20 protein-coding genes are annotated in these 21,935 nt (G+C 39.9%); 12 read left to right on the forward strand and 8 right to left on the reverse strand.

Features of this window, described 5'->3' with window-relative positions; translation table 11 throughout:
* Positions 1-2 precede the first annotated feature (2 nt).
* Complete coding sequence (locus tag IF202_RS11140; protein ID WP_191594970.1) at positions 3-971, reverse strand: AAA family ATPase; 969 nt, start codon at positions 969-971, stop codon at positions 3-5.
* A gap of 129 nt (positions 972-1,100) precedes the next feature.
* On the opposite strand from IF202_RS11140, the gene IF202_RS11145 reads away from it, so the two are divergent.
* The 4 genes from IF202_RS11145 to IF202_RS11160 all read left to right on the forward strand — a co-directional run bounded on the left by IF202_RS11145 (position 1,101) and on the right by IF202_RS11160 (position 5,201).
* Positions 1,101-1,322 carry a DUF2835 family protein gene (locus IF202_RS11145; RefSeq protein WP_191594971.1) on the forward strand — a complete coding sequence of 74 codons (222 nt, stop codon included), beginning with the start codon at positions 1,101-1,103 and terminating at the stop codon, positions 1,320-1,322.
* Between the two features lie 68 nt (positions 1,323-1,390).
* Positions 1,391-2,431: a quinone-dependent dihydroorotate dehydrogenase gene (locus IF202_RS11150; RefSeq protein WP_191594972.1), complete on the forward strand. Its 1,041-nt coding sequence runs from the start codon at positions 1,391-1,393 to the stop codon at positions 2,429-2,431.
* A 116-nt stretch (positions 2,432-2,547) separates the two neighbouring features.
* Positions 2,548-4,722: a bifunctional 23S rRNA (guanine(2069)-N(7))-methyltransferase RlmK/23S rRNA (guanine(2445)-N(2))-methyltransferase RlmL gene (rlmKL, locus tag IF202_RS11155; RefSeq protein WP_191594973.1), complete on the forward strand. Its 2,175-nt coding sequence runs from the start codon at positions 2,548-2,550 to the stop codon at positions 4,720-4,722.
* Positions 4,723-4,940: 218 nt separating this feature from the next.
* Positions 4,941-5,201 carry a formyltetrahydrofolate deformylase gene (locus tag IF202_RS11160; RefSeq protein WP_191594974.1) on the forward strand — a complete coding sequence of 87 codons (261 nt, stop codon included), beginning with the start codon at positions 4,941-4,943 and terminating at the stop codon, positions 5,199-5,201.
* Between the two features lie 120 nt (positions 5,202-5,321).
* Here the strand turns inward: IF202_RS11160 and IF202_RS11165 are convergent, their stop codons facing one another.
* Positions 5,322-6,392, reverse strand: a complete 1,071-nt coding sequence (locus tag IF202_RS11165; RefSeq protein ID WP_191594975.1) for a DUF3549 family protein — start codon at positions 6,390-6,392, stop codon at positions 5,322-5,324.
* Positions 6,393-6,558: 166 nt separating this feature from the next.
* Here IF202_RS11165 and IF202_RS11170 point away from each other — a divergent pair, with 166 nt between their 5' ends.
* The 5 genes from IF202_RS11170 to can all read left to right on the forward strand — a co-directional run bounded on the left by IF202_RS11170 (position 6,559) and on the right by can (position 11,427).
* Complete coding sequence (locus IF202_RS11170; RefSeq protein WP_191594976.1) at positions 6,559-6,900, forward strand: YqcC family protein; 342 nt, start codon at positions 6,559-6,561, stop codon at positions 6,898-6,900.
* Entirely contained in the window at positions 6,897-7,748 is an 852-nt protein-coding gene (locus IF202_RS11175) for a DUF1853 family protein (RefSeq protein WP_191594977.1), read from the forward strand. Before IF202_RS11170 ends, IF202_RS11175 begins: the two co-directional genes overlap by 4 nt.
* A gap of 51 nt (positions 7,749-7,799) precedes the next feature.
* The gene (locus IF202_RS11180) at positions 7,800-9,797 is read left to right on the forward strand and encodes a putative bifunctional diguanylate cyclase/phosphodiesterase (RefSeq protein WP_191594978.1); all 1,998 of its coding nucleotides are present in this window, start codon (positions 7,800-7,802) and stop codon (positions 9,795-9,797) included.
* A 144-nt stretch (positions 9,798-9,941) separates the two neighbouring features.
* Positions 9,942-10,796 (forward strand): putative RNA methyltransferase, encoded by an 855-nt coding sequence (locus IF202_RS11185; protein WP_191594979.1) that lies wholly within the window; start codon positions 9,942-9,944, stop codon positions 10,794-10,796.
* Positions 10,789-11,427 (forward strand): carbonate dehydratase, encoded by a 639-nt coding sequence (gene can / locus IF202_RS11190; protein WP_191594980.1) that lies wholly within the window; start codon positions 10,789-10,791, stop codon positions 11,425-11,427. Before IF202_RS11185 ends, can begins: the two co-directional genes overlap by 8 nt.
* Positions 11,428-11,532: 105 nt before the next feature.
* On the opposite strand, the gene IF202_RS11195 is transcribed toward can, so the two are convergent.
* Positions 11,533-12,486 carry a LysR family transcriptional regulator gene (locus IF202_RS11195; RefSeq protein WP_191594981.1) on the reverse strand — a complete coding sequence of 318 codons (954 nt, stop codon included), beginning with the start codon at positions 12,484-12,486 and terminating at the stop codon, positions 11,533-11,535.
* A gap of 97 nt (positions 12,487-12,583) precedes the next feature.
* Positions 12,584-13,813 carry an AGE family epimerase/isomerase gene (locus tag IF202_RS11200; RefSeq protein WP_191594982.1) on the reverse strand — a complete coding sequence of 410 codons (1,230 nt, stop codon included), beginning with the start codon at positions 13,811-13,813 and terminating at the stop codon, positions 12,584-12,586.
* A 176-nt stretch (positions 13,814-13,989) separates the two neighbouring features.
* On the opposite strand from IF202_RS11200, the gene IF202_RS11205 reads away from it, so the two are divergent.
* Entirely contained in the window at positions 13,990-15,192 is a 1,203-nt protein-coding gene (locus IF202_RS11205; RefSeq protein WP_191594983.1) for an ROK family protein, read from the forward strand.
* Between the two features lie 55 nt (positions 15,193-15,247).
* Complete coding sequence (locus IF202_RS11210) at positions 15,248-16,744, forward strand: TyrR/PhhR family helix-turn-helix DNA-binding protein (protein WP_191594984.1); 1,497 nt, start codon at positions 15,248-15,250, stop codon at positions 16,742-16,744.
* Positions 16,745-16,887: 143 nt separating this feature from the next.
* Here the strand turns inward: IF202_RS11210 and IF202_RS11215 are convergent, their stop codons facing one another.
* The 4 genes from IF202_RS11215 to IF202_RS11230 all read right to left on the reverse strand — a co-directional run bounded on the left by IF202_RS11215 (position 16,888) and on the right by IF202_RS11230 (position 19,667).
* Positions 16,888-17,049 (reverse strand): hypothetical protein, encoded by a 162-nt coding sequence (locus tag IF202_RS11215; RefSeq protein ID WP_191594985.1) that lies wholly within the window; start codon positions 17,047-17,049, stop codon positions 16,888-16,890.
* A 133-nt stretch (positions 17,050-17,182) separates the two neighbouring features.
* Positions 17,183-18,004 (reverse strand): HAD family hydrolase, encoded by an 822-nt coding sequence (locus IF202_RS11220; RefSeq protein WP_191594986.1) that lies wholly within the window; start codon positions 18,002-18,004, stop codon positions 17,183-17,185.
* A 77-nt stretch (positions 18,005-18,081) separates the two neighbouring features.
* Positions 18,082-18,432 carry a HopJ type III effector protein gene (locus IF202_RS11225; RefSeq protein ID WP_191594987.1) on the reverse strand — a complete coding sequence of 117 codons (351 nt, stop codon included), beginning with the start codon at positions 18,430-18,432 and terminating at the stop codon, positions 18,082-18,084.
* A gap of 41 nt (positions 18,433-18,473) precedes the next feature.
* Entirely contained in the window at positions 18,474-19,667 is a 1,194-nt protein-coding gene (locus tag IF202_RS11230) for a Bcr/CflA family multidrug efflux MFS transporter (protein ID WP_191594988.1), read from the reverse strand.
* 351 nt (positions 19,668-20,018) lie between these two features.
* Here IF202_RS11230 and IF202_RS11235 point away from each other — a divergent pair, with 351 nt between their 5' ends.
* Positions 20,019-21,875 carry an ABC transporter ATP-binding protein gene (locus IF202_RS11235; protein WP_191594989.1) on the forward strand — a complete coding sequence of 619 codons (1,857 nt, stop codon included), beginning with the start codon at positions 20,019-20,021 and terminating at the stop codon, positions 21,873-21,875.
* Positions 21,876-21,935 lie beyond the last annotated feature (60 nt).

The raw sequence follows: 21,935 nt of genomic DNA on the forward strand, positions 1-21,935 counted from the left end.
AATTAAAGCGCCGGAACGTGGCTGATTAAGCGCTTTAATAAATCGTCAACAGAAAGGCCTGCCGCTTGGGCTTCAAAGGTAGTAATAATACGATGACGTAAAACAGGTAAGGCTACTTCTCGCACATCGTCTGGTGTGACAAAGTCTCTACCGTTTAATAAGGCATTGGCGCGAGCGCAGCGGTCGAGAGCTAGTGTGCCACGAGGGCTGGCACCAAACTCAATTAAGTTAGTGCCTTTTCCTGCTTCACCAAGGTAGTGCTCAGGCTGCCTTGTTGCCATGACTAACTGCACTATGTATTGCTCTACACTTTCTGACATATACAGACTAAGTGCTTTTTGCTGTAACGCTAAAATATCGCTTGGTTTACACAGAGGCTGAGAGTTACTTATGGATGTTTTATGCAGATCTTGTTGACGAACTAATCTTAATACTTCGAGCTCACTTGCTGCACTTGGATAGCCCAGTTTTATTTTCATCATAAAACGATCAAGCTGAGCTTCGGGTAAAGGATATGTTCCTTCTTGTTCGATTGGGTTCTGTGTTGCAATGACAAAAAACAGATCAGATAAGGTATAGCTATGGTTGCCAACTGTTACTTGTCTTTCCCCCATGGCTTCTAATAACGCGGATTGAACTTTAGCAGGGGCTCGGTTGATTTCATCAGCAAGCACTATGTCGTTCATGATAGGACCGGGGATAAAACTAAACTTACCTGTTTCTTGTTGGTATATGTCTGAACCTGTGACATCGCCTGGTAGTAGGTCTGGTGTAAATTGAATGCGTTGGAAACGGCTGTCGATAGCATTAGCTAAGGCTTTTGCAGCGGTTGTTTTTGCAATACCTGGTGGGCCTTCTAGAAGTACATGTCCATTAGCGATTAAAGCAACAAGTAATTCATGTGTTAAATCAGGTTGACCAATGATAGCGCGATTCAAGTGTTCTTTTAATTGTTCAATTACAGTTACCATCTAACCTAGATTCCTTATACTTCTGTCAAAAAAAGTGTCAACGCAATATAATAGCCTTCATTTTATCGGATTCAAATCTTTACGCACAGAGTGATGTCTGTAAGAGTAACGTAAGCATAGGAATAAAAAATGGCAAAAGTTGTATTAAGTGTGGCCTTGCCCGCATTTAAATATGAAGCTCTGTATGCTGGTTCCGCGAAAAATTTGGTAGCAAACAGCTTGGATGGACGTAAGGTACAACTACCTTTGCTTGCTTTTCAACGATTTCTAACACATCAAGGAATTAATGGTGTGTTTGAAGTGGAATTTGATGACATGAATAAATTGATTGGTGTAACCAGAATTGGATAGCTCTGCTAAAATTAAATAGCATAGCTTGATAAACGTCAGTCTGACTAAACTGCCTAGGAATCTTTATTATGTACGATTTTGCTCGCTCATTACTTTTTAAATTGGATCCAGAAGTGGCTCATGAAGTGTCATTAGACCTTCTTGCCGCCAGCAGCCGATTGGGCTTGAGTAAATTACTAGGTGGATTACCATCAACAAAACCTGTTGATGTGATGGGGTTGCGTTTTCCTAATGCGGTAGGTCTAGCGGCTGGCCTGGATAAAAACGCAGATGCTTTCGAAGCCTTAGGTGCGTTAGGCTTTGGTTTTGTTGAAGTCGGTACGGTAACGCCAAAAGGCCAAGCGGGTAACCCAAAACCACGACTTTTTCGATTACCAGAACATGAAGCTATTATTAATCGCATGGGCTTTAATAATAAAGGTGTAGACCACTTGGTGTCTCGTATTAAGTCTCATCGCTATTCAGGTGTTTTAGGCGTCAATATAGGTAAAAATTTAACCACTTCAGTGGAAAATGCGGCGGCGGATTATTTAGCATGTTTAACCGCTGTTATTCCTTATGCAGATTACATTACGGCAAACATTAGCTCTCCAAATACACCAGGCTTACGTAGTTTACAGTTTGGTGAAAGCCTTGCCGAGTTAATTGCCCCGTTAGTAATGGCTCGTGACCGCTATCAAGCGGAGCATGATAAGCGTATTCCCTTAGCAGTGAAAATCGCTCCAGACATGACTGATGATGAAATTAAATTAGTCTCGGACACTCTGGTTGAACAAGGTGTTGATGGTATCATTGCGACAAATACAACCTTGTCCCGTGATGCTGTAGTTGGCCATGAGTTTGAAGAAGAGGCGGGTGGCCTTAGTGGTGCGCCAGTGCGTGACGCTTCAACACATGTTGTCAAAGTATTAGCTGAACATTTGAAAGGTACCTTACCTATTATTGGTGTTGGTGGTATTTCTAGCGGAGCGGATGCGGTTGAAAAACTTCAAGCTGGAGCGAGTTTGGTACAAATTTATTCTGGTCTTATTTACCAAGGCCCAGAGTTAATTAAAGAAGCGATAGCGAGCACAGATGCTTATTTTCGCGAGCGTGATTTAGGGATTTAACAAGATCAAATTAAAACAGTAGGTTCAAGTTTGAACCTACTGTGTAGGAGGCGAGACCTGATCTCGCCTTCTTTTTTTGTCAAACATTCATAGTAATTTAAAAAAGTAATTTAAAAATGAGCACGATATTACAGACAGCTGATTCAGAAGGTCAGACTTACGCACTAGAGATCACTTGTCCTCTTGGATTGGAAAATGTATTAGAAAAAGAATTGCATAGTGAAGGCTTAACTCAAACTCGCTTCGGTGAAGGGCAAGTTAAGCTAACAACCAACTTAGAGGGTATGTACAAAGCATGTCTTTGGTCTCGTGTTGCGACACGAGTCATGCTACCTATTGCTAATTTCAAAATTGATTCAGCTGATGATTTATACGATGCCATCAGAGCGATTGAATGGTCTGATCACATGAGTGCAACAAACACGATTGCGATTGATTGTCATGGTACAAACCATCATATACGAAATACTCAATTTGGCGCAGTACGTACTAAAGACGCGATTGCAGATTACTTTGTTGATTTGTCGGGCGAACGTCCAAACGTAGAGAAGGTTCAGCCAGATGTGCGGGTTGCCCTACGTATAAAGCGCGAAGTGGTTACCGTTAGTATCGATTTATCTGGTGAAAGTATGCATCGCCGCGGTTACCGCCAACATGGGGGCATGGCGCCTCTGAAAGAAAACCTTGCTGCTGGTTTACTATTACGCGCAGGTTGGGGGCGAGATTGTGGTCTGACACAATTAATCGATCCTATGTGTGGATCAGGTACTTTTCTTGTTGAAGCCGCAATGATGTCATTAGATATCGCACCAGGCTTAGGCCGCAATTACTGGGGCTTTAAAGGTTGGAAGCAACACGATCACCGCGTGTGGCAGCAGCTCATGGATTTTGCGAAAAACCGTAAAAAAGACCCAGAGACATTGGGTATTAGTTTTCAAGGAACTGATAGAGAGCAAAAAGCCATCGCAGCAGCAAGAGAATGTGTTAAACGTGCAGGCTTAACAAACGTGATTGATGTCAGTATGACACCATTTCAAGAGCACGAATTTACGATCAAAGAAGATATGCCTGGTTTGGTTATTTGTAACCCGCCTTACGGTGAGCGTATGGGCGATGAAATGGCGTTGATTGCGTTGTATCGTCAATTGGGTGAATGGGTTGTTACTCATGCACGTGGTTGGCAGTTTATGATGTTAACCAGTAATGATCATTTAGCTCGTCAAATTCCAGTGAGACCTGAAAAAAGCACGCGAGTAATTAATGGCGGCATTGAATGTCGTGCATACCTTTTTCCATTGTTAAATGGCAGTATCAAAGAAGACGTTGTAGCACAATCTGTTATGTCTCCCGGTGCACAAATGTTTGCAAACCGCTTGCAAAAAAACGTCAAGAAAATGAAAAAATGGGTCGATAAAAATAAACTTCAGTGTTACCGAGTTTATGATGCTGACATGCCAGAATATGCTGTAGCCATCGATGTTTATGGTCGTTGGGCACATGTTCAAGAATACCAAGCGCCAAAGTCAGTTGATCCAGATAAAGCGAAACAGCGTTTGTTTGAAGCGGTATCAGCTATTCCAACGTCATTGAATATTCCTGAATCTAATGTGGTAGTAAAACATCGTGTTAGACAATCTGGTAAAGAGCAATATGAAAAGTTGGATCAATCGAAACATGAAATGATCGTAGAAGAATACGGTTGTGAGTTCATTGTTAATCTGAAAGATTACTTGGACACAGGTTTGTTTCTTGATCACAGGCCAGTACGTAAGTTGATTCAAGATAAAGCCAATGGAGCCCGCTTCTTAAACCTTTTTTGTTATACCGCTACTGCATCGGTACATGCTGGACAGGGTGGTGCTCGTACAACATTGAGTGTTGATATGTCGAACACCTACACAGAGTGGGCTCGTCGTAATATTGAATTGAATGAATTTTCAGAACGTGATCATGTTGTAGAGCGTGCAGATTGTCTTGAATGGTTAAAGCAAAGTCGTGACAAGTTTGATTTGATTTTCATGGATCCACCAACATTCTCCAACTCGAAAAAAATGGAAGATGTGTTAGATATTCAGCGAGATCATGGTTCGTTGATTCGTTTGGCAATGGCAAGGCTGGAACATGATGGTGAAATGGTTTTCTCTAATAACTATCGACGTTTCATACTTGATGAAGATCTGTCAGAAGAGTTTGAGATCATCAATATTACGAAAGATACGTTCGATATTGATTTCGATCGTAATAATAAAATCCACCAGTGCTACACAATCAAACATAAGCTTGTAGATTAAAGAACCAGCAAAGTCTGATTTTTACAGATGCTTTATAAGATCAATTAAAAAGGAAAGACATATTGTCTTTCCTTTCCTTTCCTTTCCTTTCCTTTCCTTTCCTTTTTTACTTTATTTTATTTTTTGTAATCTTAAGTATGCAAAACCTTTCTTCTTATAAAAAGAGTCTATAGTTAATAAAATCACCTAACAAAGAAACGGTAAGTGGGGGGGAGATTATGAAACTTAAATTAACACCAACTCAAAATTTATGCGTTGGCTATTTAGAGTCGGGTTTTGAATTGATCCAATTGGAGGAGAAGTTTTACTTCATCAAGGGTGAGCGTCGGCAAAAAGTGTTACCTAAAACCTTAAATGCCTTAGTCAGTAGAGGCGCATTAGCCCGTTCAGAGAAAGGATCTTACATGTTGAGTGATGAGTTTATGGCACATCGTAAACGGATGCGAGAAGCAGGCAGTTCATCCATCATTCAGCATTAGAGTGAGCTGATTTTATCAGCTCTTAATATTATTATTGTATTCCTCTTCCTTGCCTCAATGCTTTTTACATTTAAGTATTGGGGCTTTTTTATGCCTGCTTTTTCTTGAAAACATCTTGCGTTAATGCAAAGATTTAGGTGTTTGAGTAAATAAATAGCTCACGGCTTGTGCCAGTTTTTGGCTTATATGATTGCTACGCAACAATGTCCAAAGGGGTTGTTTTGTCTCTGGATGTTGACTTAGCTCTGCTGTGATTTGTTTAAACGCAATATAGGCATCCTCTCTATGAGCGAGCTTCTCCATGATGATACGTAGTAACTGCGGGTTTTGACTGAGCCAATGAGGGCATTTTGCGGCTAAAGCGGCAATGGCATGAAGGTCATCGTCTTTGCATTCGGTTAAGCTACCCAGTAATCCAAATAATGGCAGTAACAATTCATTGTCTAAATCAGATTGTGATAAAGCACGTAAATGGCTGGCTTGTATTAATGGTTCTTGTTCTATTTGTAGCTGGTTAATAATCGTTGTTTGCAGTGTATCAGAAAGCATTTCATGTTCTAACGCGTGACATAACGCACTGACGATTGGGTGAACAGCATGTTGAATAGCATTCTGTATAAGCGTTTCGTGTTTTGCTTCGTTTGCTCTAACGGCTAATTCTGCGATTCCCTGCAACCCTAGTGTTTGCCAGCTGTCATTTTGCTCTGTTAGATCGGATGATAGGTAGTTAACCACAGCGTGGAAGTACTGAGATGGTTCTTGCTGTAAGTCTTTGCCCAGTATCGCGTGTAAGCTTGCCATGCGTTCTTGATCGGGCTTGAAGACATAAGGGTTGTCTTCCAATGCATCTGCTAAGCCTGCTTCTTCCCCTTTATGAAGAATTTTATCAACAATGCTTTTGATGAAGTGATCGCGTGTCCCTAAATTTAAACACCCTGTTTCATCTAATGGCATTTTCAAAAACCAAATGACACCTTGCTCTGCTGTTTCTGCTTTCGATGTCTTATTGGCCTTTAATAAACAAGCTAACCAAGCGTGTTGACGGAATGGAAAAGGGTAGCCTTGTTGCTTCCTGTCAAATTGTATTGCCTGTTGTGGTGTGATTTTGGTGATGTTGCGACCTAGATCGTAATAACTTACATCACAGCCGACCATATCAAATAAGTCAGAAAGAGATTCAATTTTGTTCATGATAAAATATTGGCTCAAGTTGCTAATCAACGTGCTATTGTGCCGCGATCAGTTTTTAAAAGGTGCACTATTTTACTCTTTTTCTATATAAAAATCTGGTATAAAACGCCGAAAAGACTTTGATAAAATAAAGAAAAATCTGACTTAAGCCTAAGGAGGTATTAGGTTGAAAACAACTTTTTCTGCTCATCATACATTGGCTGATTTGTTGATGGATCTGCAAATTGCAATGGGAGAATGTGGTGTTTGGGAATGTGAAAAACCAACACCTAAAGCGCTACAAAGTACTCAACCTTTTTGTGTAGACACTATGTCATTTGAACAATGGTTGAAGTTTGTAATGATAGAAAGGTTTAAAGCTTTGCTAGAAACTGGTGGTGCATTACCTGTGCGCTGTCATATATCACCGATGGCAGAAGAAGCTTTTAAAGGTAAACCTGAAGAATCTGTTCATCATTTATTGCGCTGTCTGGATCGTATAGACCAACATTTAAGCGGCACTTCGTGAGCTCAAATAAATTTCAACACCCATTTGTAAAAGATCTTGCTTGGCTTGTAGAAGGTCATTATATAGAGCGAGATTTTAACCTCCAGCCATATTGGCTTGTTGATGTGCCATTACGTTTATCAGAGTTGGATAATAGCCCTGAACCCCTAATTCAAGCCGTTAATGACTGTAAATCACATTTTCTTGGTAGCTATTTCGAAACATTATTTTCTTTTGCTATAGAGCATTTCTCTTCCTTAAATATCATACTAGAGCATTTTCAAATAGAAGCTGAAGGAAAGACGTTAGGGGAAGTCGATATACTAATTGAAACGCCAGATGGGCAACTGCATCAGTTAGAATTGGCTGTTAAGTTTTATTTAGAACGACCAGATTTGGCACCACATAACTGGATTGGACCCAATAAAAACGACAGTTTGTTAAAAAAAACCACGAAAGCTAGAGAGCACCAACTAACCATATTACACACAGAAGAAGGTCGTTCTGCGATACAGAATGTGGCTAAAGGTAGAACTCCGAATTCAAGTTTATTGATTTTTGGCCGTTTATATTATGGCTTAAAGAATAATGCTGATATTGAAGAGTGGTTGAAAAAAGATGATGGAGGATGGATACGCGCATCTCACTTTATCTTATTAAAAGCATATTTTTCACATTTTCAAGTGTTGGAAAAGCCACACTGGATGTCTTTTCCCAATATAAATAATAATTATGCTTTCTTTTGTACGGAAAACCCCTACAATCTTTTCGTCAAATTCCTACATGATGAGCGGCCTAAGCACGTTACCCTATGGGATAACGTAAAAGGAATAAACAAAATAGTATTCGTTGTTCCTGATCTATGGTGAGAGGTTAAATAGAGTCTAATATTGAAACATTGCAGTAGTATTAAAAAACAAATGGCCGACCTGTCAATATTACTTAATTGTAAAATGCCTTTAGCAGCGTGGATTATAGATATAGACCACTCAAGCATTCCATTTTGTAATGCCGCCGCAGAAAGCCTATTAACTGATTCTTTAGGTGATATAAAATCTGGTGAGCGTGCTATTGGTAAAGTGCTTCAAGAGCGTTTAGCTTTACACCTAAGCGAGCTAAACGAAGGTGATAAGCTACCCTTTAAATGGGCGTTTACCTCAAAAGATAATACTCAGTTTCATGTCATTGGTTCTGTTGTGGTATTAGATGGAAACCGTAAAGGTTTATCTATTGAGGCGCACCCTGTTGTATCTCCCATCGTATCTAATGCCACGTGCAATATTAATCTCTTATCGCAATTTAAAAGCCTGTCTTTTGCCGTTTTTGACCAAGGCGGAAATCATGTTAATTCGAGCGAATACTTTTCAGAGCATTTTGGTGCTATTGGAAACTTACGTGATTTATTTGCCGTGTCTGGTGCTGCAACCAGTTTTATTAGCCGTCTTGCTAAACAAGAAAGTCTGTTTCAAGAAATCAGTCTATCGACAAAAAAAGGTGTTCGTTGGCATCGAATAGAAGCTTCTCATAATACCTCGACAGGTAATGTGTATTTATTGACTCATGATATTCAAGAAGCGAGAGATCATGATGTTGCGCTTTATCGACTTAATAACTATGACACCTTAACGAGCTTGCCAAATCGAAACTTACTTTATCAGCAATTAGAAAGTGCTTTGTTGAATGCTCGAAAGCGTAATCGTGAATTTGGTCTTTTGTATTTAGATTTAGATAACTTCAAAGTAGTCAATGATAACTTTGGCCATCGGGTCGGTGATGAGCTTATTCAACGAGTAGCCGAACGTATAAAGAAAAAAATTCCTTCAGGTGCTTGCTTGTACCGGCTAGGCGGTGACGAGTTTGTTATCGTACTGGAAAACACAAAAGACATAACAGAATTAGAAGGTATTGCTGAGAGTATTCTTAACAATGTAAACAATACTTACCCTGTTGCTGAAATGGAAATGATGATCACCGCGAGTGTGGGAATTGCTAGTTATCCTCAGCACGCAAATGACATAGATAATTTATTGAAAAATGCTGACGCTGCCATGTATCGAGCTAAGTCTACAGGTCATAACATGTATTGCGTTTATGAAAAACACATGGCAGAGAGTATTAATACGCATTTAACTCTAGGTGGTGGATTGCGCAAAGCGATTGAAGAAGAACAGTTTGTCCTTCATTACCAACCAAAAATTCGACTTCCAGATGAAACCGTTGTCGGAGCTGAAGCTTTGATTCGTTGGGAACACCCAGAATTAGGCATGATTAGTCCAGATCGATTTATTCCTCTAGCGGAAGAGAGCGGCTTAATTTTACCTTTAGGTGAATGGGTGATTCGCAGAGCCTGTGATCAGTTACAAGAATGGCGAGAGGCAGGTCATCCTCCTGTTAAGTTATCTGTGAATTTATCTAGCCGACAATTCATGCAAGTTAACTTAGTTGATATGGTTGAACAAGTTCTAGAAGAAACGGGAGTTGATCCAAAATATTTTGAACTTGAGTTAACCGAAAGTATGTTGATGGCCGATGCTAAGCAATCAATTGAAAAACTGCATAGCTTTCGAGCCCTAGGTGTCACGCTATCTATAGATGACTTTGGTACAGGATATTCCTCTCTCGCATATTTAAAAAAGCTGCCTATTCAAACTTTAAAAATAGACCGTTCTTTTATTAATGACCTTGGTTTAGATAATGATAATGATGCCATTGTAAAAGCCACTATTCAAATGGCGGCTAGCTTGAACCTGAATGTGATTGCTGAAGGGGTGGAAAATCGCTCCCAAGTGGACGCTTTAAATCACTATGACTGTCAGGAAGTTCAAGGTTACTTATTTTCTAAGCCCTTAAGTAATGTCGATTTTTTGTTATACATGCAAAGTCATGGTCTGAGTAATGTAGATGCTTTAGTCATGTAGGTGCTTTAGTCATACTGGTGATTAGTGTCACATTTGATGAAATCTAATATTTTCTTCATAGTACGTTTGATTTTTTATATTCTGCTTGTCGCCAATAGGGTATTCTCCCAACGCAAGCGCCAATTAATAAACAATGGATACCGTGTGACAACGCTCGAAAACCTTTCTTGTCCTATTGATTCTGCACCACTTAGCCGTTATGAACGGAGCTTGAAGTGCGAGCATGGACACACTTATGACCTCGCAAAAACAGGTTATGTTAATCTTCTACCTGTTCAAAACAAACGCTCCAAGGATCCTGGTGATAGCAAGGATATGGTTGCTGCGCGCCAGTCATTTCTTAATCAAGATTGTTACTTTCCAGTTGTTGAAGCCATTTTGTCTTCCTGGCCAAAGAAAGCTTTAGTCGACGGTATTCGAGTTTTGGATGCGGGTTGTGGCGAAGGCTATTATCTTGGGAAAATAGGCAAAATCTTACATGATCAAAAAATCAACATTGAGCGCGTTGGTTTAGATATTTCAAAATGGGCTGTCGCTGCAGCCAGTAAACGTGACAAAAGTGTCAGTTGGTTAGTGGGTAGTAATGCCAGCTTACCAGTACCTGATGAACGCTTCGATGTCATTTTGTGTTTGTTTGGTTTTCCTATATTTTGCGAGTTTTCTAGAGCGCTGAGCAAGAGCGGTTTACTGTTGCTGGTGGAATCTGGACCAGATCATCTTATTGAGTTGCGTAAAATACTCTATCCATCAATTCATGATTATAAACCGACCCACAGCGATGGCGTGGCTAACTTTGAATTGTTATCAGAGAGTAGCGAAAATTATTCTTTTGCTTTGAATTCTCAAGTGGACATTCAGAACTTGTTGAGTATGACACCGCATATTCACAAGGCTTCTTACGATGGCCGTGAAGCCGTTAAACAACTTGAGTCTATCAGTCTGACCGCGGACATTAAGCTCCGTTGGTACCAAAAAATTGAGGAAGTGAATCATGCCTAATAGTTTAGACGAACTTTTTACCAAAAATAGAGAGTGGGCGGCTAAAGTTACAGAAGAGGATCCTGAGTTCTTTTCGACATTATCAGAACAGCAAACACCAGAATATCTTTGGATTGGTTGTGCCGACAGTCGCGTTCCAGCAAATCAGATTATTGACCTGCTACCGGGTGAAGTGTTTGTACACCGAAACATTGCCAATGTTGTGGTTCATACGGATTTAAATTGTTTGTCCGTTATTCAATTTGCTGTTGATGTACTAAAGGTGAAACACATTATGGTTGTTGGACATTACGGTTGTGGCGGTATTAAAGCGGCAATGGGCTCCGAAGAACACGGCATGATTGATAATTGGTTAGGCCATATAAAAGATGTGTATCGTTTGCATAAACAAGAAGTTGATGCGATTGAAGATGAACATACTCGATTTGATCGTATGTGTGAATTGAATGTGGTTGAGCAAGTGTCAAATGTTTGCCAGAGTAGCATAGTAAAAAATGCATGGCGTATGGGGCAAGAGTTACATGTGCATGGCTGGTGTTATAGTTTGGCGAATGGTCACATTAAAGATTTGAAAGTCACCGTATCAAATGCAGAACAATCTTTGAATAGATTGAATACTTGTATTATTTGATCCGCATAAGGGCATTTGATCAGTGAAACAGACATAAAAAAACGAACTTAATGTTCGTTTTTTTATGTCTGTTTTCTAGTGTTTTATACTTATATAAAAACCAGCTTACAAATTGTTATTTTCTGCAATGGTTCTTGCACAGCCAGCTATGGTTGAGCGTATCCAAATATGGCCTGGGTCATGCTGCAACAAAGGGCTCCATAGCATTTTCAATTCGACTGGTGGTATATCAAATGGAGGAGGTAACACAACCACGCTGTTATTGTCTTTCATTAAGCGAGTTGCTAAAGAAGGTAAAGTAGAAATTAACCCTAACTGCTCAGTCGCCCGCATAGCAACATTGTAGTTTCTGGTAAACAAGCGAATGTTTCTCTTGAAACCTAAGTCAGCTAAAGTGCTATCAACCCATCCTAATTTTTGAACTTCTTCTGGCTGAATACCAACGCCAACTCCAAAGCCTGTTTTACTTACCCAAACATGAGGTGAAGCAAGGTAAGCTTCTAATGTGAAGTTCTTTGCCATTTCTGAATCTGCAGGTACTAAACAAGAAAAATGATCAACCCAAACAGATTTTTGATGGAAAGATTGTGGCAATGCATCAAATCGGTTAATTACTAAATCGACTTTGCCTTTTTCTACATCGTGAAAACTCACGTCACTAGGATTCATTACATCAAGAATAACGTTAGGTGCTTCTTCTTGAAGCTTCTTCATAAGAGGTGGAATGAGAGTCGCCTCGGCATAGTCACTAGCCATAATACGAAAGACGCGAGAACTAGACTCGGCTTCGAAACTTTGGCCTAGATGCAGAACTTCATCAACAGATTGTAAAATGCTTTGTACACGTGGTTGGAGCTGAATAGCAAGAGCCGTAGGCATCATGCCGTCACTGGTTCTAACCAGTAAAGGGTCATGAAATAAATCTCGTAAACGTCGTAATCCGTTACTCATTGCTGGTTGAGTGATGCCAAGCTGATTGGCGGCATGGGTAACATTTTGCTCTCTTAATAAGGAGTCTAGGTAACGAAGTAAATTAAGATCTATTTTATCTAATTGCATAGAAGAAGGGGCTCGTATCCACTAACGTAGGGGCTGCATCATACTGCATTTTTCCAATGAATAGAATGATTGCCCCATATTCTGTAGTGAATTGTTATCAACGAGACAATTGATCTATGACTTCATAGCAGGCACCCATAGTGTGATAGTCGGTTTTTCCCGCTGGACTTTTTTCATCATCGAAGGCTTTGTTATCTTGAGTGAGAATACGGAACCAAGCTCCATATTGATGATCAATCATATGCGACCAGCTGTATTGCCACAGAGATTGATACTTATCCCAATACTGTTCTTCTTTAGTGGCTAGAGCCAATAGAGCTGCAGCGGCAAAAGACTCTGCTTGAACCCAAAAATATTTATCACCATCACATACTTCACCTTGAGGGTCATAGCCATAGCAAAGGCCACCATTTACATTGTCCCAAGATTTCTCCCAAGCTTTATCAAACAACTGTTTTGCTGTCGGGATCAACCAATCAATTGGAGAGCGTTTATGTATTAATAGTAACAACTTAGCCCACTCTGTTTGATGACCTGGTTGAAAGCCCCAAGGGCGGAATAAATGTTTAGGGTCGTCTTTATTGTAATCCCAATCTACTTGCCAACTTTCTGTGTAATGTTCCCAGATTTCACCATCTGCTAGGGCTGCTTGACGTTGACAAATGTTATTCGCTAGTAAAATTGCGCGTTCTAAATAGTGTTGCTCTTGTGTTGCATCGTAAGCAGTAATCAAGGCTTCACAAGTGTGCATATTGGCGTTCTGTCCACGATAGCTCGACACTTCTTTCCAATCGCCAGAGGCTTCATCTTTGTAGAGTTCAAACTCTGCATCCCAAAAATGCTTTTCCATAAGATCAAAGGTTTCTTGAATCCAAGGTTTTGCCTCTTCTACGCCTGCTTTGTAAGCCGTAGCATAGGCGAGCATAACAAAGGCTAAACCATAGCAATGATTGGTTTCGTCGAGATTTTTGTCCTTGTTCAGCAGCCAAACGTAACCACCGTTATCACGACGATGGCGATTGCGTAAATAGTCTAAGCCATGTCGTGTGGCGTCTAAATATACTGACTTTTCTTCAGTTTGAGAGGCTTCTGTCTGACAAGCTTTCGCATAATTGAAAACGAAGCGTGTGCTACTAACAAGATGGCGAGTATCCATGTCGTATATATCGCCGTTGTCTTTAAAAAATTGAAAAAAACCACCCTCAGGGTCTATGCAGCTTGGGTGGTAAAAATTCATTGTTGTTTGAATGTGTTTTTTTAAAAACGCAGGCGATTTAAAATCTGGACAAGATTCGTTTATAGAAAGCGTTTTGGAAGAGAAAGACATGACTGGGTCCTTTTTAGTTGGCTCTCTGATATGAAAGAGTCGTTATTATATTTGTTAGAAGGATGTACTTTTTAATGAATTATCTATCATCTTAATCAGTTATATTATTAAATCAATTAGATTTATTAAATGTCAGTGGTTAATTTACAGACTTCAAACGAAGGTAAAAGCGTTATATGAAATCATCAGGCAGTACCTCCGAACAAAGTCGAATTTATAATGAACGTATTATTCTGCATCTGGTTAGACAGTATCCGGAGATTTCTAGGGTAAGTATTGCTGAACAAACAGGCTTAAGTGCTCAAACAATATCTGTCATTACTTCCTCTTTACTTGAGCAGCAGCTTCTTCATATTACGGGTAAAGTTCAGGGTCGCCGTGGACAACCTTCTATCAAATTAAGCATAAATGAAAAGGGTGCCTATGGTTTAGGTATCAATGTTGATCGTGATCATATTAGTGCCGCGTTATTAGATTTTAGCGGGGCGTGTGTTCTGCTATTAGAGCGTGATGTATCTTTTCCTTCTGAAGTGTTAGCTAAAAAAATCGCCCAAGATCTTATCGATGAAGTAAAAGCCACACTAGCAGATGATTGGAATAAGGTTCAGGGTATAGGCTTAGCAAGGCCTGATTATATGGATGGTTGGTTAGACTCTCTCGTCACAGACTCTAATCAAAGGGACAATTTAGATGATTTAGAAAGCGCCTTAAAATATTGGCAGTCTGATGCATTTGAATATTGGTTAGCAGAGGTAACAGGCTTGGTATGCTTTTGTGAAATTGATGCGGTCGCCGCAGCAACCAGCGAATTATTACTGGCGACAGAATCTTCTCAGAAGGATTTTTTCTACTTGTTCGTCAGTACCGCCTGTGGTGGGAGTTTTGTTGCTAATGGGGAGTGTTATTTTGGTGCGACAGGGAAGGCGGGTAGTTTCGGGTTGATTCCTTCTGCAACGGGCAAGCATGGAAAGTGGATACTCGAGGCTTTATCGCTATCTTCATTACATCGTTTTTTTGCAGCCAATCTAATGGCATTACCTTTAACTGAAAGTGCTTGGTTAGACACTAGATACGCTACAATTATTGATCAATGGGCCAATGAAGTGTCATTGGAAGTAAAACCCGCCTTAGCGTCTGTCGTGGCCTTGTATGATCCAGAAGCTATTCTAATAGGAGGGCGATTACCGCAACCTGTATTGACCTCTTTAATTACTCATATTGAGACGTCTCAAAAAACACATGGCTTATTGCCTTTTCCTCCTGTTCGTATTGCTCAAACAAGCTATGTTGCCGGTGTACTAGGGGCTGCGGTGTTACCGCTTTACGAAACATTTGCACCACAAAAAAATATATTGTTCTTGAACGCGAAAGAAAAATAATCTGAACGGTTAGTCGCTCACATTTAATGATAGAAAACACAGACCAGAGAAAAACATGAGATTAGAAATACAGTGTGAAGACAGAATCGGTATGGTGCGTGAAATTCTCGATCTATTTATTCCTCATCGAATTGATTTGCGCCTTATTGAAATGAACACCAAGCAGCGCTGTATTTACTGTGGCTTTTCCGATATTCCTTTTTCACAACTGCAAATTCTTTTGGCTGAAATTCGACGACTAGAAAGCGTAGAAGATGTCAAAACAGCCATGTTTACGCCATTTGAGAGAGAGCATAATGCACTTTATACTCTACTAGAATCTCTGCCTGACGGGGTTATTTCGGTCGATCTAAAAGGTCGAATTACCATGATAACGGAGCAGGCCGCAGAAGATTTAAATGTCTCCGTAGTAGATCTTTTGTATCGCCCTCTATCTCAGGTTATCAAAGGTATCAGCTTCTCTAAAGAAACATGGGCTAACCCACAAGAAAGCATGAGCAAGCGTATTCGTATTCGCAATAAAACCCTATTGCTTGAAATGAAGCCTATTTTTGTTTGCGATGAAGAAGGTTTTGAAAATGCCGCTGGCACCGTTATTTATTTAAAATCTGAATTACGTTTAGATAAACAAACCGCACGATTAAAACAAGCATCAGACGCGGAAAATAATTTAGAAACCTATTTTCAAGCTGCTGTTATCAAAAGTACTGCGATGAAACGCATGTTAGCGGAAGCTAAAGCCTTTACAGAAGTCGCCATGCCTTTATTTGTACAAGGTGAAGTGGGCTCAGGTAAGCAAAACTTAATCGAGGCCTTGTTTCAATACTGGTATAAACAACAGGCTGATCAAGATGCTCAGCTCACCATTCGTCATGCAAAAGACATAACATCAAAGGACATTGCTCAATTGGATGCATTGTCAGGTTGGTTTGCGGTTGATGATGTTGAACAATTAAATAGTGACGTCCAAATAGATTTAGCACATTGGTTAACTCGCCAATCAAGTGTGGTCACCAGTTTTGACTCTAGCGTGAGAATCATCAGTGTGTCTTCCTTACATGAAGACCAGCTATTGAATAGTGATACGTTAAACAAAGAATTGTACCTTGCTTTATCAACACTTCAGCTGTCTATGCCATCACTTCGAGAGCGTAAGGAAGATATTGAAGGCTTAGTGCTACAAATCGTTTTAGCCTTGTCTGAGCGACATCGTTTGCCTACTCCTAGCCTATCCAAAGGCGTCATTACTAAGTTTTCGCTGTACTCTTGGCCGGGAAATCTAAAAGAATTACAAAATCGTTGTTTGCAAACTTTATTGGTAATGAAGGGGAAGCCGTGGCAAGTGGAAGATATTTCATTGCCAGAGTCAGGTTTTGGGTTAAGTCTTTCATTAGTAAATGATTCTTTAGACCAGACCGTAAAACAATGGGAGGCTGAGTTACTTACGCGTTTGTATCCTCAGCATCCAAGTACTAGGCGTTTGGCAAAAGCGGTCGGGATGAGCCACAGTACAATAGCCAATAAACTAAAAGAATATAAGATAGGTGTTTAGTTTTTTGTCTAATCTAAAGAGCTTAATCAAAAAAGTAAGAAGCCTGAAAGTAAAAAAGCCAGATTGGAAATAATTCCAATCTGGCTTTTTTAGTATTGTTTGATCGTTCTTTAAAGGGGAATAAAAAGACGACCAATAGATAATTAGTAAGGACGTTTTTGACGAGATGAAGGTCGACGTATTTCTTCGCGCTCAATCTTAATGGGTTGAAGCTTTACTTTTGGTTGGTCAATATGTTTTTGGATATTGGTTACCAAGAAAGCAATAACCGCACAAGCAGCTATAAAAATCAAAAATTCAAACATGGCATTTCTCCAAACTAATTATTCTTATTAACAATCACAATTTATTATGATCTTTCGGTAAAGATAGTTATGTTGTCTTTTAGTTAATGGAGGGATTTTTTTGTAAATCAACCCTACATTTATAATTTATTGTCTACAAGTTATACCTTGTTCTTAGGTATCTTGCTACACCATCTTCATCATGGTGACCAATTACACCTGTTGCTGCACCTTTTATATGATCTAACGCATTTTCTGTCGCAAAAGACTCATCGGCAACGTCGAACATAGATAAATCATTATCACCGTCACCAAAGACGATCAAGGTTTTGGCACCAATTTCTTCTTTTAGTTCCGTTAGAGCAGAGCCTTTAGATACATTACTGTGGTGCACGTCAATCCAATGGGCATCAGAACTATAAACGCCACCACCTGAATACGCGGTTAAATGAAGGTGTTGCTGGCTTGCTTGAATTATATTATCGATAAATTCAGGCTGGCCCATCGCGCTTATATTTGTGATTCTTGCAGTATGAGACAACTCGGCCATCGGATGCAGGCTCATGTGTTTATTGTTGTTTAGCTGGTTGGCCACATTGTGGCTAAGCGTATTGTTTAATGGCGAGTGATAAACTCTATGAGAGCCATCGTCTTCAAGACAAAAAACAAAAGGCGTAATCTGATTATCTTCAAAGGAAGACAACACATCTGTGATATGACTTTGAGACAATAGATTTCTATGGCGGTAAGTATTCTGATCAGGGTTCCACCATTCAACGCCATTTTTAAATATTTGCCAATGGGGAAAGTCATGATCTTCAATACAAAACATAGCCGCGTGGTGAGTGCGACCAGTGGCAACCGTATAAAAAATGCCAGCGGCTTTCAGACGTTCAAGTGTTTCTAGTGTGTAAGCAGATAGGCGTTGCTGCCGGTTAAGTAAGGTTCCATCCAAATCAAATGCGACTAACTCCATAACCACCTCATATTTTTAGTGTTTGGCACTATCTCATTTTGTACCGACTGAAACAAGCGAAGGCATTTTGCCCCACTTTAAATTTTTGGCTCTAAGGCAATAGAGTTAAAAGTAATGCCAGACCAACCATTCTTAATGAATTGGCGAATATTTTGGTGATCGTTGCCTTCGGAATGCTCAAGAACATCAACCCGATAGAAATCACCAAACAGGTTTAACGTTTCAGACTCGTTTAATTGATGAATAGCGGCAAAAGAAAAAATTTTACATGAGCCATTATTTTCGTTTGCATTATTATTTTGCTCGCCATTGGTGAAAGAAGCAGGTGTAAACGTATAGTCATTTTCAATAACCGCAATGACGTCTTTGAATTGAACTTGCTCAGGTGTATTTTTAACTTTTTCAATTAGCGTATTAGTGTTTAACATCGACATTCCGTTTTGTTAGTTGAGTGTGGTCGTAAAGCGAATCAATCTTCGATAATGGGTTTTGCATAATGTGTTGTCACTTTGAAAATAACAAACGAGATAATCCCGAAAGTAGCAATAGTACCTAGCATCGGAGTGTAGGTGCCATTATGAAGCAAGCTGACTATCGTGCCACCGATGGCGCCAAAAGCAAAGCGAGACATACCCGCTAAAGCAGTAACGCTGCCGTTGTGATTACCTGCGTGCTTAAGAGCGCCTGCAATAAAGCCACTTCCTAAAATACCCAATGGTCCAGTAAATAACATGCTAGCAATAATAATATAAGCCAATGGTGGGTGTTCTAGAAAGTTCAGCACTATCATCATGAAGGATGCGGTTAGAACAATATAAATTGCGTACTTAGACATTATTTCAGTACCTAGTCTTTCTACGTATCGGCCATTTATCGTGGAGGCCAACATCATGGTAATAACATTCATACCAACCAGAAAACCAAAATGAGCAGGATCTACGCCATAAACTTCAATATAGACGAAAGAAGCGCCAGTAATGAAACTCATCAAACCGCCAAAATGGAAGGCAGAGGCCGCCAGATAACCCATCACAGTACGGTTTTTAATTAATTTAACGTAATTACTAATAGCCGTTGCAAAAGAAAAGGGGGTACGTTTTTCTTTTGGCAAAGTTTCGGGGATGGTAATTAAAAATAACGACATGGCAATAAGCGACAAAATGCATAAGAAAACAAAAATATAATGCCAGCTTAAAATTGTTAAAATAGCACCACCGAGGATAGGCGCAGCCAAAGGAGCAAGCGCCATAACCAGCATTACCATAGACATGGCTTTAGCAAATTGATTAATCGACATGCCATCTTTAACAAGTGCAGGAACACACACAGCAACCGCAGCTCCGCCTAGTGCTTGAATGGCTCTACCAACAAGTAGCATTTCATAGTTCTGTGAAAATGCGCAGACCAAGCTACCAATGGCATAAACACTAAGGCCGCCAACAATGACTTTGCGTCGACCTATGGCGTCTGAAATAGGCCCAAAAAGAATTTGTAGAAAGGCGAATACCAATAAATACATACTGACTGTCATCTGTACTAAATCAATATCGGTATCTAAGTCTTTTGAAATGGTTGGAATACTAGGAAGGTAGGCATCAATTGCCATTGGCGTTAAACCAGCAAGTAAGCCAAGTACTAAAATGATCGGTAAAGTAAGTTTCATATAATCGCTTAATTGGATGAATGAAGGATTTTTCGAACAAAAATAGGACAAGGTGCTAGGGAAGGTACGAGCAAATCTTCTTGTCTCATTCTTTAAGGGTTAAATTATAATGTTTTTTCACATTGAAGGGCGGATTTAATTATGCAAACACTAAGTAAAGCTCAAATAGAGTTTGCTTGAATACAGTATATTTTCTGGTTTTCGTCCAGTTTACGTGTTTCAATTTCACCTCATTTTTAAAGCCGCTTTTCGAATCTGCTATAGACCTAATCTTTTCAAGGTTTTATCACGACCTTTCAAATTATTTGATTGTTTTAGTGGTGTTTATTTTTAAAATTAATAAGGAATATTATGTTACGTTTTTTTGAAAGGTGGGTATCTGCTTTTCCGGAGATAGAAGTTGAGCAAGCACCTAAAACACTGTTTGCATTTTGCCGCTATTATTCGAAAGGCGTAGAAATTCCGCTTATTCTAATGTCAATTCTAACGGCGATTATTGCCATCTTAGAAGTGACTCTTTTCAGCTTTATGGGGCAACTAGTTGATTGGTTAGTTAACAAGAACCCAGACACCTTTTTTGCAGAAGAAGGCTGGCACTTATTCTATATGTCGTTGATGATTCTGATCGCTATGCCATTAGCGACTTTTGTGCATTCTGCGATTATTCACCAAACGCTATTGGGTAACTACCCGATGCGTATTCGTTGGTTATCTCATCATTATATCTTACGTCAAAGTATGTCGTTTTTTCAGGACGAATTTGCAGGGCGTATTTCCACTAAGGTGATGCAAACTTCCCTAGCTGTTCGTGAAACCGTTATGAAGCTGCTTGATGTGCTTATGTACATTGCGGTGTACTTTGTTTCTATGGTGGTGTTGATTGCCAATGCCGATTATCGACTCATGTTACCTATGCTAGGTTGGTTGGTTTTATATGTAGGCTTGCAGTTGTATTTTATTCCAAAACTGAAGAAGATTTCTGCAGAGCAAGCGGATACACGTTCCACCATGACAGGCCGTGTTGTAGACAGTTACAGCAATATTTCTACGGTAAAATTATTTTCACATCATCAACGTGAAGCGGAATACGCAAAAGATGGCATGGATGGTTTCTTACAGACTGTTTATAGACAAATGCGTCTAGTAACCATGTTAAGTGTTGGCGTGCATATGTGTAACTACTTGCTGACATTCTCTATCGCGGCTTTATCTATTTGGTTATGGACAGACAGCATTATCAGTGTAGGTGCTATCGCTATCGCGGTGAGTTTAGCGCTTAGGATGAATGGCATGTCCCAGTGGATTATGTGGGAAGTCAGTGCCTTGTTTGAAAACATCGGCATGGTTAATGATGGCATGAAAACATTGTCTCGCCCTATCGAAATTGAAGACAAAATTAATGCACCAGCATTAAATGTGTCTCATGGTGCTATTGAATACGACGCGGTCAATTTCCATTATGGGAAGACGAATGCCAAGGTGATTGATAATCTAATACTGTCTATTAAGGCAGGTGAAAAGGTCGGTTTAGTAGGGCGCTCTGGTGCTGGTAAATCGACTATAGTGAACTTACTGATGCGATTCCATGATATTGAATCAGGCCAAATTCGGATTGATGGTCAAGACATAAGTGCTGTAAAACAAGACACACTTCGAGCTCAAATCGGCATGGTGACACAAGATACATCCTTATTGCACAGAACCGTACGAGAAAATCTAATGTATGGTCGTCCTGATGCCAACGATGAAGAGATGATTGCAGCGGCTAAAAAAGCCGAAGCACATGACTTTATTCAAACCTTAACAGACCCATTTGGTAATGCCGGTTACGATGCCATGGTTGGCGAGCGAGGGATTAAACTCTCTGGCGGCCAGCGTCAGCGTATTGCCATTGCCAGAGTGCTATTGAAAGACGCACCTTTATTGATTTTAGATGAAGCAACGTCTGCATTAGATTCTGAAGTAGAAGCTGCGATACAAGATAGTCTGTATAAATTGATGCAGGGCAAAACCGTTATCGCTATTGCGCATAGACTATCAACCATTGCGGCGATGGATCGCTTGATTGTCTTAGATAAAGGCGACATAGTAGAACAAGGAAGCCATGAAGAGCTTATTAAACAGGCTGGTATTTACGCTTCGTTATGGGCGCATCAAACAGGTGGATTTTTAGCGGAAGACGTTGATTTAGAAGAAGACGCAGACTGAAACAAGCATCGACTCAATTAGCAGATATCATTAAATCGGTGTAATTAGATGTTTTATTAA

Origin of the sequence: Marinomonas colpomeniae (assembly GCF_014803385.1) — a bacterium.
Taxonomy (GTDB): domain Bacteria; phylum Pseudomonadota; class Gammaproteobacteria; order Pseudomonadales; family Marinomonadaceae; genus Marinomonas; species Marinomonas colpomeniae.